This is a genomic window from Mycoplasma sp. HS2188 (assembly GCF_025209835.1).
GTDB lineage: Bacteria > Bacillota_I > Bacilli_A > Mycoplasmatales > Metamycoplasmataceae > Mycoplasmopsis.
On sequence record NZ_JAOAOI010000012.1, the window covers coordinates 1 to 15,831 of the forward strand.

The window sequence follows — 15,831 nt, forward strand, 5'->3', positions numbered from 1 at the left end:
GGGGGTATAAAATGTTAGCAGGTAATATACATTTTGTTAATTCAATTATACACCATTCCAGGCGATTAAAATTTGAAAAACTGCTTTTCTTTTGGCTCTCTGTTTATATATATGGGGGGGTCTCTCTAACTCCTTAATAGGAGAAAAGCAATATATTAAAATATATTTATCGTGCGCGCGTAATATTATAGGGAGCAAAAAAAGAATGAATTAACTCGCTGTGAATTTATAGTTGTTCGACATCATTAACGGCTCATATGTAAGGTCTTCGCCATCTGCAAAGTCGTTTATATCAATTAGTTCATAATTATGAGAATTATTTAATTTAATTAGCTCAAGAATCGTTTTCATACTATAAATAGAATATCTCTTGGCAAAAAATGATTTAAAAAGACTAACTGAAGATTCAGCTTCGCAGGTAATATTGTCGATATAGAATTGATATTCCTTACAATTTCTTAACACAAAATTTATAAATGATTTTATATTGTTTTTTGATTCTTTATTAGCAAAGTAAAAAATAGATAAATAGTTTAATCTATTAACTAATTCATTTTTATCATTAATAGCTTGTAAAATTCAATCTTTCGCACTTAAATTATTTATATACAACTTTTGTTTTCTCATTTTAGAGTCAAAAATGAAAAATGGTTTTTTGAATAATTCCCCAAAGCGTTTTTTAAAATGATAATAATCATAGATGTGTTTAGCATTCAATAATTTAGCTAAATTCTTAAAGTATTTTGCACCATCGCTAAGAAGGTATATTTGTGTGTTTTTGTCAGTATAATAGTGCTTTTCGATTATTTTTAAAAGTAATGAAGCTCGAGAATCATTGCTTAATTTTTTTGGATCTTTTGATGTATAAGTTTCATATATAAATAGTGGTTTTTTGTTTGTATCACTGAATATTTTTATTATCTTTGCATTAGTTTTATAAATTTTGCTGTTCTCTCTTGATTTTCCATAGCAATCATCGATATGAATGTATATTTTTGTTGCATAGGTCTTATTAAACGAGTCTTTAAAACTCATGTTTTCAAATAAATTTAATTTTTTAGCATAGTATTTACACAACACTCAACTAACTTGTGTAAATCTATTTCTTATTAGACCGCAATAATTATTGAAGTTATCAAAAATTAACTTTGTATCATATTGTTTTCTAAATAAATATTTATATTTTTCTGGGTAGTATCTGAAATACTGTTTCTTGTTGTTCACAAAACGGTAATATTCATAAATAACAAATTTATATATTTTTCGATTTTGGCCAATAATTTTTCTGATGATTGTTTTATTAATCTTTAATTTTAATTGTTTTCTTTCAATTGAGTTTTTGAATTCGTTTGATAGTTTGGTTATCTCATTGCAAGATAACTCGTTGATGTATTCTAATTCATTAATTTTATTGTTCATATATCTAAATTTTACTAAAATACACATAAACGTGTTATTCGCAACTTTTCGCAATAAAAAAATGACAGGTCGATAGCCAACAACAGCTCCTGTCATTCGTTTTCTAAAGCAACCTTATTTTTTGTTGTGTGGCAATGCTCGCAAGTCGGTTGTTCCACTTATATCACACATATGTATGTTATACAGCATTTTACAACTGCATTCTACATAATACACAGTGTCTTTATGACCTGTATCTACATAATACATTATTCACGGGAAAAATGAAGAAAATACCAACTGTATTGAGGTCAAACAATTAGTATCGCATTCATTCAATATTTTAATAAAAATGCGTATTTACAATATATTTTTAAATGCGGTATGAGAGTTGATTGATTGTCTATTTATCTATATAACCTAAAGTATAGACTTTTATTTTTAATTTATGCGAATTAATAGAAGTATATTAAGACTTGCTATTTGGGTTAAATCAAAAATCATTGAAGTTTATACCTGTAATGTCTTTTGCTTGAATGTCGTATATGAATAATAAATTCTTATCAGTGTTATCTCTTTCTTTAATGAAATTATGTTCCATAAAGCTCTTAATTTTTGTTTTAGCTAGGTTTGTTTTAGCTTCGTTTGTATTAGCTTCTAATTTTTCAATTTTACCGAATACAGGTTCATAGAATTTATTGTATAAATCCATTTTAAATGACGATTTTTGTTCGCCCGCTCTTAAAGATTTTCCATATATGTTATCTGGTGAAAAACTGAAATTGTCAGCATCATTTAGTAAGTAATTTAAAGGCATAAGGAATTTATTGTATAGGTTTAGAGCAAATAAATAGAATTGTCTTTGATTTGATGGCTGTAAATGATTAATTCGAGCATTCCCCATACTTTCTTTTCATTCATCGTAGAAATAGTGTTTTTTGCCAAATTCATCGATGAAATTAAGGTAAATTGTTGGGTCAATAATGTTTTTGGTATTAGCGATAAAAGAGTTAATAAAGTCAGTAAAATCAGCGTATCCATTGTCCTGATAGAATTTTTGTAATTCTTCATTTTTCTTATCGTCTAATAGCTCTAAAAACGGTGTAGAACGGTCTCTTCTAAGTAATGTTAGAATTGTTTTAAAGTGTAGGAATGATTTTAATAATTTCAGTTGGTTTGCGTTTATGTGTGAGTTTTGAATGTCTTTAAATGGGGCTTGAATAAACTCGTTGTTATACATTTCGTTTGGTGTTCAACCATTTTCTGAAAAAAATTGAGCAGTTGGTGGGAATGCACCTATGTAATCACGTGTTATATTAGTATTTTTCTTTGCATCAAACGGGAATTTAAAGTTGTATCAAGCGTTGAAGTAATCGCTGTCTTTTGCACTCTTATTAGGAATTGGGTCTAATGCTAATCTTTTGTTTGTTGTTTTGTCTAAAAGAACTCTTTCCTGTAGAAAATGTCTATCTGCTCTTTCGTAAAAGTATTTAGACACTAAAAACATATCGCTGTATCGTATTCTAGGTTGTTGGTCATCTGCTTCTGCTTCAATATTGCCCTTTGCAATTCATCAGTTAGCTTTTTTTGCGGCGGCACTATAATTATCAACTATCTCTGTTTCTTCTTCATCCATATCAACAGGGACTATTCCAAACCATAATCCAGATTCAGCAGTTCTTTGTTCGTAGAAATCAGTATATAACTCAATGAATTTATTCAAATCATAGGTAATGTAATCTCGTCATTCTTCGCCTAATCTTGTTGTTCGATAGTTGTTAGAATAAAACGAGCCGGAACTTACATCATCCAACCTTAGTAATCTATTTCTTAAATTCTCTTTAAAATTATCTGCTTGTAAAACATAGTCATAAAATCTTTTATTTCCAGAATATCTTAACTGCGTGGTGGCGTGTTTGAACATTTTTGTTCATACATCCATTGCTTGAGCAAAAGGTTTAGGTTGGAACCTTGCGATTATAATTCCAGGTTCATTGAAGATTGCTGGTGCAAGGTCTAGCATAGTTTTATTTTTGTAGATATCAGTAAAATCATTAATAATTTCTAATTGAGTTCTTTTAGGACTGGTATCGCTGTTTTTATTAGGTTCTGATGATTTTTCTGGTGCAGGTTCATCTTTTTGTGAAGGCTCTGAAGTTTTTACATCAGGGTTTTTCTTCTCTGGTACTCCAAGTCTGTTTTTGTTTAAGATTTCATTGACTCGGTCTAAACAGCTCGCCGATATCGCCGGAGTCAAAATAAATGGTGAGCCTAAAAGTAAGGCTAATCTAAGTTTTTTTATTTTCATATAAACTTCCTTAATTTTTATATTGTTTATTATCTTAATTATATATAAAATAATGCTCCAAATAATCTATTCATCGTCTCATATTGACTTATATGTGAGTTTATTTCATAATTATTTAATATTGCTTGCGTCTATTTAAAAAGTTGGTTAGTGCCAACTTTTTAAATATTTAATCCTATATAATCGATAAATTATCGATTTTGATAGTGTTTGCTTATTATCGAATTTAATTTAGTTTCAATTTCTTTAATTTTATCTTGATCGGGATTTTGGTTTAATTTTAAAAAATATAGTTGTTTTTCTAATTTAGATTTGCGTAAAGTAATGATAGCACGAGCAATTAGAAAAACTATTGATACTAACGCAAGAATGCTTATTATAGTTATAGCAGTTATTACCACTGAAGCTTGATATAAATCAAAGCTCTTTCATCTTGAAACTAAGTCAAAAATCGCAAAGGGAACAAGTATGCCTAATGTTGCCCCTATTATTCAGAATTTTGAAAATTTTGATTTTAATAATTTGTTGTAGTTCATTTTAAAATAATTTAACCTTTCTTTGTTTTTTGTTTAACACACTAATTGTTGTGATAATGCCAGACGCAAAAAGAATTGCTACTATGGCAGAACTAATTCAAATAATTTTTTTCTTTTTAACCTCCTTAGCTTCTGCATCAGGTTTGAAATTAATATTGATGTAGAAATTAACATTGAATGCATTTTCTCCAAAAACTATGGCCGAAACTTGTTTAGCATTTAATTTTATATTTTTTGTTATTTTGTAGTATTTCTTACCGTTTTTATCAACTATTATGTCTTTTTGATTGAAAATACTATTAAAGAATTTGTCGTCAAATTTAGTTATTATCAAATCATTAAAAATTTTAGATTTTGTATTGTCATCTAAGCTAAATACATTCAAAATATTAGATGTTATGACTCTGATAAATTTGTTTTTTAACTCACTTAAGTACTCATTTTCGATAATAAAGTCGATATCTTTAAACTTATATGCTCTAATATCAATTCTTTCATCGTTTTGAACATCGTTATTAGTTTGACTTTCATCAATTTGTTTTGGGTTTATATTGCTATATATAATTGTGTTTAATGAATATTCTCCCGTTATTGAATCTAAAGGCGATACTAAAATGATATTCATATCGTATTGATAGTATTTTTCATTTAGACTCACGTTATTATAAATATTTTGCGATTTATGCTTTTCGTTCGAGAGGATATGTTCACTTGATTGTAATTTAATTCCGTTTAAGACATTATTAATAACATTTTCAATATCGAGTTTTGTGTAAAAATGAGCAAACAATCTAACTTTTTCAGTTTTATTCTTGCTTAATTTATTCGCTTGTGTTTCTAAAAAATTTCAAAAATTGTATAAAATATCTTTTTTTATTGAATCATTTAGTGATAAGCCAAATTCTAATCAGCGTTCATAGTTTTTAATAGCTTTTCCGTTAAATCTATACTTTTCTGGATTATTTTTTATTGATGCAAGCTCAACTCTTTTGCGTTCAAAAAAATCGTTTACAGTATTAAAATAATCGTTTGATTGTTTATCGTCTATAACAAATTCGAATGAATCCATTTGCGATAAAAGAGCATCAATAGGCATCTTATACATAGTTTTACTGTGATTTGAAATAGTGATTGTTTTACTTGCTTTTTCATATCAATGTTTGATAATACGCTTCATCAATTCATATTTCTTTTCTAATTCTATGTATTTATCGTTTAAGGTGTTTTTTAATGATATTTTTACTTCATCATATGATTTATTAAAATCTATATCTTCTTCACTAACGAGTTGTTCAGATTTCACTTCATTTATAATATGTTCGATAATAAAATTGTTGTTAGGGTTAATTAATTTAATATTTTTAACAAGTTTTTTATCATCTGCCTCTAATTCTTCATCGGTTAAATATCGGGTGTATTCGTCAGTAGCGAGAATGTCAATATCGTTCAATAAATTTAACACCAGAAAGTCTTTAAGATACTCAAAATTAAGGTCATAATTTAAGTCTTCAAAAACAGTATTCATTTCAAAATTACTCAACAAATCAAGAGAATTTAATTTCTCTTTTATTTGCTCGATATTTAGTCCATCATACGACAAAGCACTAGGTTTATAAAAATCTAAAGGGTTTGAATATTGAGCTCAATTAGCTTCGATTTTATAGTTTGACCTACTGATAATTAATTTTTCATCACTTATTTCAATATTACCTTCTATATCTACAAATAAATTATCATCAGTAAATGTTAAATATACATTTTTGATGTTATCAACTATATCTTTGATTAAAATATCTTTACCATTTAAGTTAAGCGAGTCATTAAGTACATAAACTCTATCATCAAGCTCAATGCTTGTTATATTTCTTAAAATGAAGTCTTTCAGTTCATTAGAATTTAAACTTCAATCACTCATTGTTCGATAACTTAATTTTTGCTTAATATTTTCAAAATTAAGATTAATTTTTATAGGTCAATTAACTTGATATCCCTTTGTTTTAAGTCAATTCGTTAGGTTTAAAATATGTTTATCATTTTGTTTTACAAACTTAATAATTGTTGTATTGGGATTTAAATTAAAATTAAACTCTATTTGATATTCATTTATGTCCTTATTAGGTTGATTTACACTAACATTTTTATCTGATTCTGCATCTAGATAAGTAAATTTTTCAGGTTCAATATTTTCAATCGGAAATGAATTTAAATAGTTGTAAATATTTTTATCAATATTATTTTGCATTTTTGACTTAATAAATTCAATTAGTAAATCTTTGAACTGGTTCAATTCAGGTTTTTTCTCGTAGTTATTCGGTACATATTCTGCTAAAGTACTGCCTAAATCATTTGACTCTTGAAATGGTTCAGTAATATTAGCCGAGATATTAATCTGTAATTTACTTGATTCTAATTTGTCCCTATCAATTAGTAAATATTTAACTTTGGCCGATTCATTAGAATTTAGACTACTAAAATCAAAGAGAGCAGTGTGATTATTAAATAATTTTTTATAATTATTTTCAATGATTGCTCCGTTTAATTCATAAAGCAATTTAATGTTTTTTGCTTTTCTAATGTCTTTATCAAACTCAATATAAACCATTCCACTGTTTTGACTAATTTTTTTAATTTCTGGTAAATTTGTAATTTTGAATTTTTGATTATCGATTAAGTATTTCTCAAAATCACTGATAAATTCCTGTTCTTTTAAATTTTTAAAGTTCTCATTAAATGTAATGTTATTATAAAGTAGAAAATTCTCGTATTCTATTACCAAATCTGAATACTTAAGAGCAAGAAAATCTAGCGATTTATCTTTAATGTATTCCTTGAAAGAAATGAAATATTTTGATGAATTTATATCATTAACCATATTAAGGTCTTTAAATTTAGCAAATGCTCTATCCATTATGTTTTGTTGTTCGCCTTGTTTAAATTTTTCGTTTGTTTGATATATTAAATAATATTTATTTAGACCTGTTTTTTGTTCGCCAGATAATAAATATCATCCTTCTCCTTTCGGTGTTGTAAAATAAAGCGTTTCTTGGCTATTTACTGAAAGTTTGAAATGTTGTATTCTATTTGTTTTTATGCTATCAATATCATTACCTAAATAAAAAACGTCAATTTTATTAAAACCTTTATTGAATTTCATTGTCAATCCACTATCAGCGAAAATAGTTTTAGCAATAACGGAGTTCTTTTCTTCTGCGAAATATTCAATTAGTTTTTGCTCATTTAGCTTTGCAATTGAGGGCCATAGTTTTAAATCATCAATTAAGGTGTATAACGTGCTATTTAAAGTTCATATTTGTTCATAAATACCCGTTTCAGGAGAAATTTTATAATCATAGTCAGGGTTAGGAATTAATAAATCATTTTTATCTTTAACTTCTTTAAAATTTGAGTCAATGATATAAGGATTAATTTTTTGTGCTTGTTCTAAATTAGTGCTAGGGTTTCATTTATGTGCTTTAAACTCGATTTCATCAAAAGTCGAGCTAATGCCGATATCTCCGAATAGATTTTCCGTGATTGTGAAAACATTAAAATTGTTTTTGTCTATTACATTAACATCGTTTTTTAACTCAGTGCTATACACTTTTATTTGTATTTTTATTTTTTTATCATTAGGTTTTATTTGATATTTAAAACCAGTAAGAGAGACGGGAATAACATTATCATTAATAATTAACTCTTCATTTCTTTTCGGGCTTAAAACAAGCGTAATAATCGCTTGGCTAAGCAATGTCAAATCATCGCTATTTAATCTGCTAATCGTATATTGCTCGGTTTGCTCTTCATTATCAGGTGAAGGTACAGATACACCAGATTTTAAACTGAATATTTTTCTATTATAGTTGGTGTTATTTTCTACATAAGGTATGTTTATATTGAATCTATTTCACCAGTATTTATTAGAATCATTTGTTTGGAGTTTTGGGATTAAATTAATTTTTGTTTGTTGATTTGGCAATGAATTATAACTTATGATTGCGTTAGGTTTAGGGCCTACTGCAATGGTAATGTTCGTTGTTCCAAATTTTCTTATAAGTTTTTTATATATGTTTTGTTTTTCGATTTCCGTCCCAAAACTATTAACAAAATCTACATAATCATCAAATTCCACTTCCAAATAGTATTGATTATTTTGTGTTGTAATACCGTTAAATTTAAGTCACTGGTCATATACATATTTTTTAATATCATCTTCGTCTAAATAAGAAATAGTAGTGCTAAAAGTAAGTTTATTTTTTACAACCGTTAAATCAATATCGTTATTATTTTTGACTAAGTATTTATCGTTAAAATTCTGTAATTTTGGTTGAATTTGTTCTCATAAATTAAGTTTATAAAGACTATTTACATGCTTTTCTATATAGTCATTAATTTGACTTTGGGTTCATGATAGGAAAAAATTATTTTTTTGATTATCACGTTGAAAAACAAAGTCATTAAAATTAATTCTCAATATCGATGGTCAGTATTCATTGTTTTTGATAGTCAAAGAGCCGTCAAGTACTGTTAAACTCTCGTCTGGGTGCTCGTTTTGTTGATGGTTTCTATCTACGACCCACATAGCGTTTTTGCTAGAAACTGGGTTTAAATAGTAGCTATCAGATTGATATTCGAACATATCAGAAAATTTTCAAGGGCCAGGTGAAAGCGGTTTATCTATTTGAATTTGCACTTTCTTGTGTATAACGAAATTACTTAATACACCATTTTCGATAAATAGTGGTTTTTTTGTGTCATTTGAAACATTAAAAATATCGTTATTTGAGATTAGGAAAGGAGTGATTTCACGTTTAAAATCGGTTCAAAAAGCATCAAAAGATTTATTCTTATATTTCGGTGGTAAAGAGGTTAAATTAATAGTGTTTTTAGTGATAAATTGTGAATCAATTCTCAATAAATTGAATGTATTTTCACTCCGTTCGAACCTATATGAGATTCCGCCTGTATAAGGATGTTCGGATTCGTCGATAACTAAATTATTTGGAAAAAGTTGTTGTATTGTTTCGATAACTCCTGGGTTATTGGCATATTCATCAACAACGATATCAAAATCTTGATATAAGGGAAAATTAATAGTATTAATAAACGCCACGGATATTGATGGCGTTGTTAAGGGTATTATTGTTATTGTTGTAGGTAATAATTTTTTTAATTTCATATATTACCCTCCTTTTGCTTTTTACTATTTAATAAAATTCATATTTATCTGCAAAAGTTGTTAATTCAAATTCTTCAAAGATTTGTTTATAAGTGGAAATTGCTTTTTCTATTGACTTTAATCTTTGTTTTTCACTTAATATTTTCAAATCATCAGTTCATTCTTTAACATACGAAAGACTTGTTTCTTTATCTTTTATTCCTAAAGCAGAACCTACTAAATAACCTGCTAATTCAGCTTCAAATTCACAAACAGGTCTTGATGTTTTTTTGTAATCGTGTTTTAAAATGAAATGCGATAGTTCATGTAAAAATGTTTGAATATTATTTCTTAAAGAAGCACTTTCGTTTAGAACAACTTGTTTTAATTCATTATTAACATAACCGTGCATTGTTTTAGTATTTTTATATTTAACATTGATACCGTAAATGTCATAAGCTCTACTTATTAGATAATCAAATAAGTTCTCCATTTTTGTGATGTCATAACCATTGTTTTCAATAAATTTATAGTATTTAAAGTAATCATCTGGGTACTCTTCTTTTTTTAGTTCTGTCTGTGTGATGTCAAATACTGGAAAAGGTTTATATCCACCAATTATTTTTGTATATGGTTTATTATTTTGTTTCTGCTCCTCAGTTGCTTTATTGTAAAGTATTTCTTTACCTTCAACTTCAATAAATCTGGCAGTATTTGGCGAAAGAAGTCAAATGGCTTTTTCACCTTTTTTAACTTTTGTGCCAACCTTGTGTCAAGCATTGATTGTTTTAACTATGCTTGCGTGGTTTTTGGCAATGATTAAATTGTTTCTTAAAGAGTATTTATTCATTAAACACGGTAAAAAGTTATCTCACTTATGAGGGTCTAAACTAAACTCATTAAGTTCATAGTCAATTTGTTGAATTAATTCTTTAAATTCTTGTTTCTTTTCTTGTTTTGTACTCATTTATGTCCTTAAATTACATTAATTAAATTTTCTTTAAATTGAATGAGAAAAGCAAGATATTGTTTATATGTTGTAAATGTTGATAAATTATTTTCGAATGCGTTAATTTCATTTATGTAGTTAGATTTTAATTCGTCTTTTGTTTCACTCTCTTGAACTCTATTCAAAATACTTTCAATTTGAAATTTAAGATTATTTATATGTTTTTTGAAAGCTGTAAAGTCATCAAACAATAAATCTTTTTCAAAATCGTTATAATGAATGTTAATTTGGTAATGCTGTTGTTCTGTTAAAAACATCAATGCTTCACCTGTTTTAGCGTTTGAAATAAATTTAAGCTCTTGTTCAGTTAATGATTGATTTGTCTTATACAAATTTTGGATTGAATCTAAATCAATTTGTTTGCAGTTAAAAAATAATGAGTATTGAATATTACCGAGAATTTTGGCTGCGTTAGCTGATATATCAACAACGTTTTGAGTGGTCAAAATGATTGAACCATTATATTTTCTAATTGTTTTGGTCGTATCAATAATGAACTCTCTTAATTCAGGGGTATTATCTTTTAACGCAAAGTGAGCTTCATCAATAAATAAAACCGTTTTAAAATATGCTTTATCAATTGAATTAATACTTATTTTAGTATTGATGATTTTCAGCAATAAGAAAATTTGAGCTAAAGCTGAATTTTGGTTTTGCTGAGCTAGAAGTTTTTTGACATTGAAAACAATAAATTTATTATTCAAATTAATGTTAGACTTAGCATTAAAGATATTTCTATTACTTCTTTGAGTTTGAAAAAAGAATCTAAATTCTTTCAATATTTTTACCAAAGGATATTCATAGATTTTTCTTTCTGCCTCGGAGTCGAATTTTGTTAATTCGAGTTCATTAATTAAATCGTCAATTATTGGTCATTCTTCAACTTTTCTTAATTCATTGATATTTTGAACTTTGTAATAATTGTTCTTGTCATAAAGCCTTTTTAAAGCGTTTTTAATGATGATTAAATCGGTTTTAGTTAAATCACCAAAGAGAATTTTGAATCACTCGCCTGTAAAGTCAATATGATTATCTAAAATATTTTCGATTTTAACTGTATTATCACCAAATTCATTAATTTGGACTTCTAATGGATTAATAATTGTTTCACCACTATCTTTCAAGTCGATTCATTGACCACTGACTTGTTTGCATATTTTCTTATATTCGTTTTGAGGGTCGATGATTATAACTTGTGCGTTGTCATAATACTCATTCAAAAGCATTTTTTTACTTAAAGTTGATTTACCACTTCCTGATGTTCCGATAATAATCGCATTATTGTTTCTACGATTCCTATTTCTATGAAACAAATCAAAGAAAATTGGGGAATCATCATTTATTGATTTTGCTAGTATAAAATCACTGTCATCATTTAAAAATTCTAGATTTCAAGGTCATGAATAAGCAATCAACTCTGGCAGTGCTTGATTTTCCATATTTAATATGTCGGTAGCCGGTAATTGTGCTTGATTTCATGCTTTAAAATTCTCGTAATGAAATTTTGATAATTTTATTTTTTCTTTTCGGGCGTTATTATCATTATTTTTTTCGATTTCTTTTAATGATTCTAAATTGTCTGCTTTATTTAGTAAATATGCAGATACATTAAATAGCGGTTTATTTTGATTTTTAACAATATCATCAATCAAATTATTGAAAATCTCGTATTCATATTGATTCTTTTTATCTCTCAACAAATGATAAGAAGTTTCGCTTGCTTGTGAACCTATTTTTCTATTAGCTCCTTCTAAAAGTTTTTCGGCTATTGCAAACGAAATTTTGTTTAAATTTATAATTACGTTTGAATCTGATGCGTAGATTGTATTAGCCCAACCATTTTCAACTTCATAGTCAAATTCATTAATTGCTTGCATTGAGAAAAAACAGTCATTTAACCTAAAATGTGATTTTGCAAATTCAACTTCTCTGAAATCCAATAAATCTAACAATGGTATTTCGTTGCTTTCACTGAAATTTAAGATTTTTAATTCAATCTCATCATATGTTTTCCCCAAACTATAAAAATTACTGAAAAATAACACAGTTTCAATCTCATTTTGCTCGAAAATTGTGAAATTAGCACTTTCAAAAGCATATTTGATATTTGAGATATTTTCGTTCATCTCAAATTCACTATTGCCATAAACTAATAAATAATATTCCTGAAAATTTTGATTTTTCAATAAGTCAATGTCTAAATATTTTGCGTTTAAATATTTTTGACTTTCAATATCTTTATATTTTTTAAGTTTTTCATTAACTGTCATTAAATTTTGCTTAAATTCAACTTTATTGTTAATTTTAATAATATTTACTGAGCTTGAAATGTTACCTAAATTAGTTGCTAATGATGCTAGTAATTGCTCTTGTTGAAAATTATCATATTTAAAAATGGAATTACCGTTTAGCTTCAATAATTTTGCATATAAACCATTGCTTTTTGCTGATTTATGGGTCTTTAAAATTGCATTACTGTCAATAGTATTGAAAACCATTAAGTCATTTATCTCTTTGTTTTTAAATTTCTTTTTAGAACTAATAAATTTAAGTCAAACTCAAAAAATTTGATAAACCTTATAGTTGGTATTCTTAACATTCAAAAACAATAACATTATCACTGGAATAAAGGTAAACGGAATGGCTATTTTGTATAAGATGTTGAGAAAAGGAAAACCAAAAATAATTGTTAAAAATACTAATATAGCAAGAGCAATGAATAATAATAAGTCATATCAGGCCATGTTTCTAAAAATATTAAATCTCGTTTTTTTAAGCGGCTTAGCTTGTAGCATTATCGTTCTTTAATCCTTTCAATTTCTCGAAAATTTTTAAGAAAAACGGACTCAGCATGTTTTGGTTTTTTGTTGATGAACCAGTGCCAACATTATTTTTCTTAAGACCTGATTTATTTGTAATAACTTGGTTTCCTTTCTTAGATGTGTTTTTACTTTTACTAATTGATTTTTGAGATGATTTTCCAGATAAAGCACTGTTTTTTGTGTGCTTGTTGTTAGCTGTTTTTTTGAATTTAAGCTTTGGCGATGACGCAAATTCATCTAAATTAAAGAAATGCATTAACCTTGTTACCATTGACTCAATACCGAATGACATACCAATTAAAATTGATACAGATAATATAGAAGAAACGTTATTTTTAATCGATTCTAAACCGTCTATTTTAATAATTTCTGATAGTAATTTTGGTACTTGGATAAAAGCCGAATCAACTAAAAACAAAAACAATAAAAGACATATTAAAATAATAAAACTTGACAATATACATTCAGTAAATTTAGCAAATCATTTTTTCAGTGTTTCGCCATTATCATTGACACCTTGTGCTACAGACACGGGAAGTCATAATAAATAAACAAATTCAAATGCTGCGATTTTAACAACTCGCAGAAAAAGTTGCATAATTGCTCAAAGTATTGCTAGTAAAGATAAGGACAATTTTATAACTAATAAAATTGAACTACCTTTCATATTTTTTCAATCGCTAAACGAGAGTGCTTGAAAGTTATTTTGCACATTTACTCAGGCTCTATGTCCTGATGAAGCGTTTTCTCAGCTTGGTTCTAACACTTTAAATATGAAATTACTTATTGTCTCATGTGGGTTGTTAATCATAACTGACTTTATGAAATCAAATAATATTATTGAAAAAATCATCATAAGTCAGATTCCGATAGGAATACCCAGCATTAGTAAAACAGCCACTACTGCTCTTTTAAATGAATCTTTGAATAAAAGAATATTTTCACTGCTTTTGTGTGCTTGGAAAAGTCGATACATAACTATTCCGATAACAAATACTATTGAAATACACATAATGGTTAAAAACCTGTATAAGAAGATTGAGTTAAAATCAATAGTGTATCCGCCAAATAAAATAAAAATCGGTAATTTTAAAGCAATAAACTCTACGGTTGTGTGAATTATATGTAATACTCAACCTGGAAGAAACACAAGTATATATCAAAGAGCACTAAATATACCATAAGCTATTTTATTAATTAGGAATTGCATATTCTACTATTCGAAAATTAACCTCTAGGATTTAAAATACTTCAATTTGTTGCTGACATTGTAATTAGGAATACTATTGCTAAAAACAATATAATAACACCTGCTATATATCATCAAAGCTTTTTAATTTCCATTTTGTACTCATCAACTTTGACTTTTGAAAGTTGTAAAAATCTTTTTGCAAGCATAATACATAAGTAAATCAAAAGACCTGACGATACTAATATAGCAGGGACTGTAATCGCAGCTAAAATTGTTTGAAATCCACCGGTTACAGATTTACTAATTTCGGTCGGTAAGCTCGATGAAGACGAATTAGTGCTATCAGCTAAAATTTTGTTTATCATAAATTAAGTCCTTTTTACATTCCATTAATTACATTCTCCTTTCTTAATAGTTTATTAAGTAGTTCATATCCTTTTGTGTTGTGTTTTACTCTGAAATATGGTCGATTTTTCATCGTTTGCTCAAATTTTTTAATTCATTTGGGTTTTGTGATAATCAAATGTTGCAAATTCAGATGATATAGTGCAACATACATTCATAAAGCTTCATCGTAATCATGAGTTTCGAATAAATTATTGCTTACCTTACTGATTCCTGATTCATAACTTTTAAGAATGCTGGAAGTTTTTACCTCTATCGCTAAAATATTTAAAACATAGTTTAATACTTCTATCATTTTTTGGGCATTATAGATTCTGACATTTTGATTAACAAACACACGCTTAATAGTTCCATAAAATATTTGTTTAATATTTTTTGATGCGTTATCTACTATTGCTCCAAAAACACCGTAAATAAGGCCTTTTAGTTTTTCGACTATTAAAGTCAGCTCGTTTTTTGAAATTAATCTATCAAAAGCATAAACTAATCTTACCTTTGTTCCATGCAAACCTTTCGATGAATTTGTTTCATAGTGAAAAGTCGGTAAAAAATACCTTAAAAAAAGCATTTCAGGTTGCGATTTATCATTTAATTCGTTTTTTGAAAATTTTTGATTGTAATACCTTAACATAGTTCGAAACAATTTAAAGGCATTAGCGTCAATATCAATATTTACAAATCTTGTATTCTCGCCGGTAGAACAGATATAACTTTTATTCTGTGAAACGGCTTCCGTTAATGTTGCTAATTTCATAGTTTTCAGTTTTTTATTCTTTTCTACCACGTTTTCATGAAATAGGCGATTCATTTTTGAAGCGTCGTATGCACTAGGTTTTTTATTGAATTTCTTATAGAACACGAAAAAATTCGTGCAATATTGGGATTTATTTCAAATTTTATACAGCATACAGGCTCCTTAAAACGACTATTTCTAGTACTTTTCCAAAAACCCCTAAGGTAAAAATGAAAAATAGGTATTTCTACCTACTTTGTTTTATATCCCTCT

The 15,831-nt window shown here is 27.2% G+C and carries 9 protein-coding genes; all 9 read right to left on the reverse strand.

Annotation, left to right across the window (positions count from 1 at the left end; translation table 4 throughout):
* Positions 1-210: 210 nt before the first annotated feature.
* The 9 genes from N1F73_RS03255 to N1F73_RS03295 all read right to left on the reverse strand — a co-directional run bounded on the left by N1F73_RS03255 (position 211) and on the right by N1F73_RS03295 (position 15,732).
* On the reverse strand, positions 211-1,419 hold the full coding sequence (locus tag N1F73_RS03255) for an Mbov_0401 family ICE element transposase-like protein (protein WP_260360093.1): 1,209 nt from the start codon (positions 1,417-1,419) through the stop codon (positions 211-213).
* 448 nt (positions 1,420-1,867) lie between these two features.
* Positions 1,868-3,706 (reverse strand): hypothetical protein, encoded by a 1,839-nt coding sequence (locus tag N1F73_RS03260; protein ID WP_260360094.1) that lies wholly within the window; start codon positions 3,704-3,706, stop codon positions 1,868-1,870.
* Positions 3,707-3,897: 191 nt separating this feature from the next.
* Positions 3,898-4,242, reverse strand: a complete 345-nt coding sequence (locus tag N1F73_RS03265; protein ID WP_260360095.1) for a hypothetical protein — start codon at positions 4,240-4,242, stop codon at positions 3,898-3,900.
* Position 4,243: 1 nt separating this feature from the next.
* Positions 4,244-9,418, reverse strand: a complete 5,175-nt coding sequence (locus N1F73_RS03270) for a hypothetical protein (RefSeq protein WP_260360096.1) — start codon at positions 9,416-9,418, stop codon at positions 4,244-4,246.
* A 28-nt stretch (positions 9,419-9,446) separates the two neighbouring features.
* On the reverse strand, positions 9,447-10,364 hold the full coding sequence (locus N1F73_RS03275) for an ImmA/IrrE family metallo-endopeptidase (protein WP_260360097.1): 918 nt from the start codon (positions 10,362-10,364) through the stop codon (positions 9,447-9,449).
* An 8-nt stretch (positions 10,365-10,372) separates the two neighbouring features.
* Positions 10,373-13,201: an Mbov_0397 family ICE element conjugal transfer ATPase gene (locus N1F73_RS03280; RefSeq protein WP_260360098.1), complete on the reverse strand. Its 2,829-nt coding sequence runs from the start codon at positions 13,199-13,201 to the stop codon at positions 10,373-10,375.
* Positions 13,188-14,438 (reverse strand): Mbov_0396 family ICE element transmembrane protein, encoded by a 1,251-nt coding sequence (locus N1F73_RS03285; protein WP_260360099.1) that lies wholly within the window; start codon positions 14,436-14,438, stop codon positions 13,188-13,190. The genes N1F73_RS03280 and N1F73_RS03285 overlap by 14 nt, the downstream gene beginning before the upstream one ends.
* 17 nt (positions 14,439-14,455) lie before the next feature.
* A complete protein-coding gene (locus tag N1F73_RS03290; RefSeq protein WP_216505733.1) occupies positions 14,456-14,785 on the reverse strand; it encodes a hypothetical protein in 330 nt (109 codons plus the stop codon).
* 14 nt (positions 14,786-14,799) lie between these two features.
* A complete protein-coding gene (locus N1F73_RS03295; RefSeq protein ID WP_260360100.1) occupies positions 14,800-15,732 on the reverse strand; it encodes a hypothetical protein in 933 nt (310 codons plus the stop codon).
* Positions 15,733-15,831 lie beyond the last annotated feature (99 nt).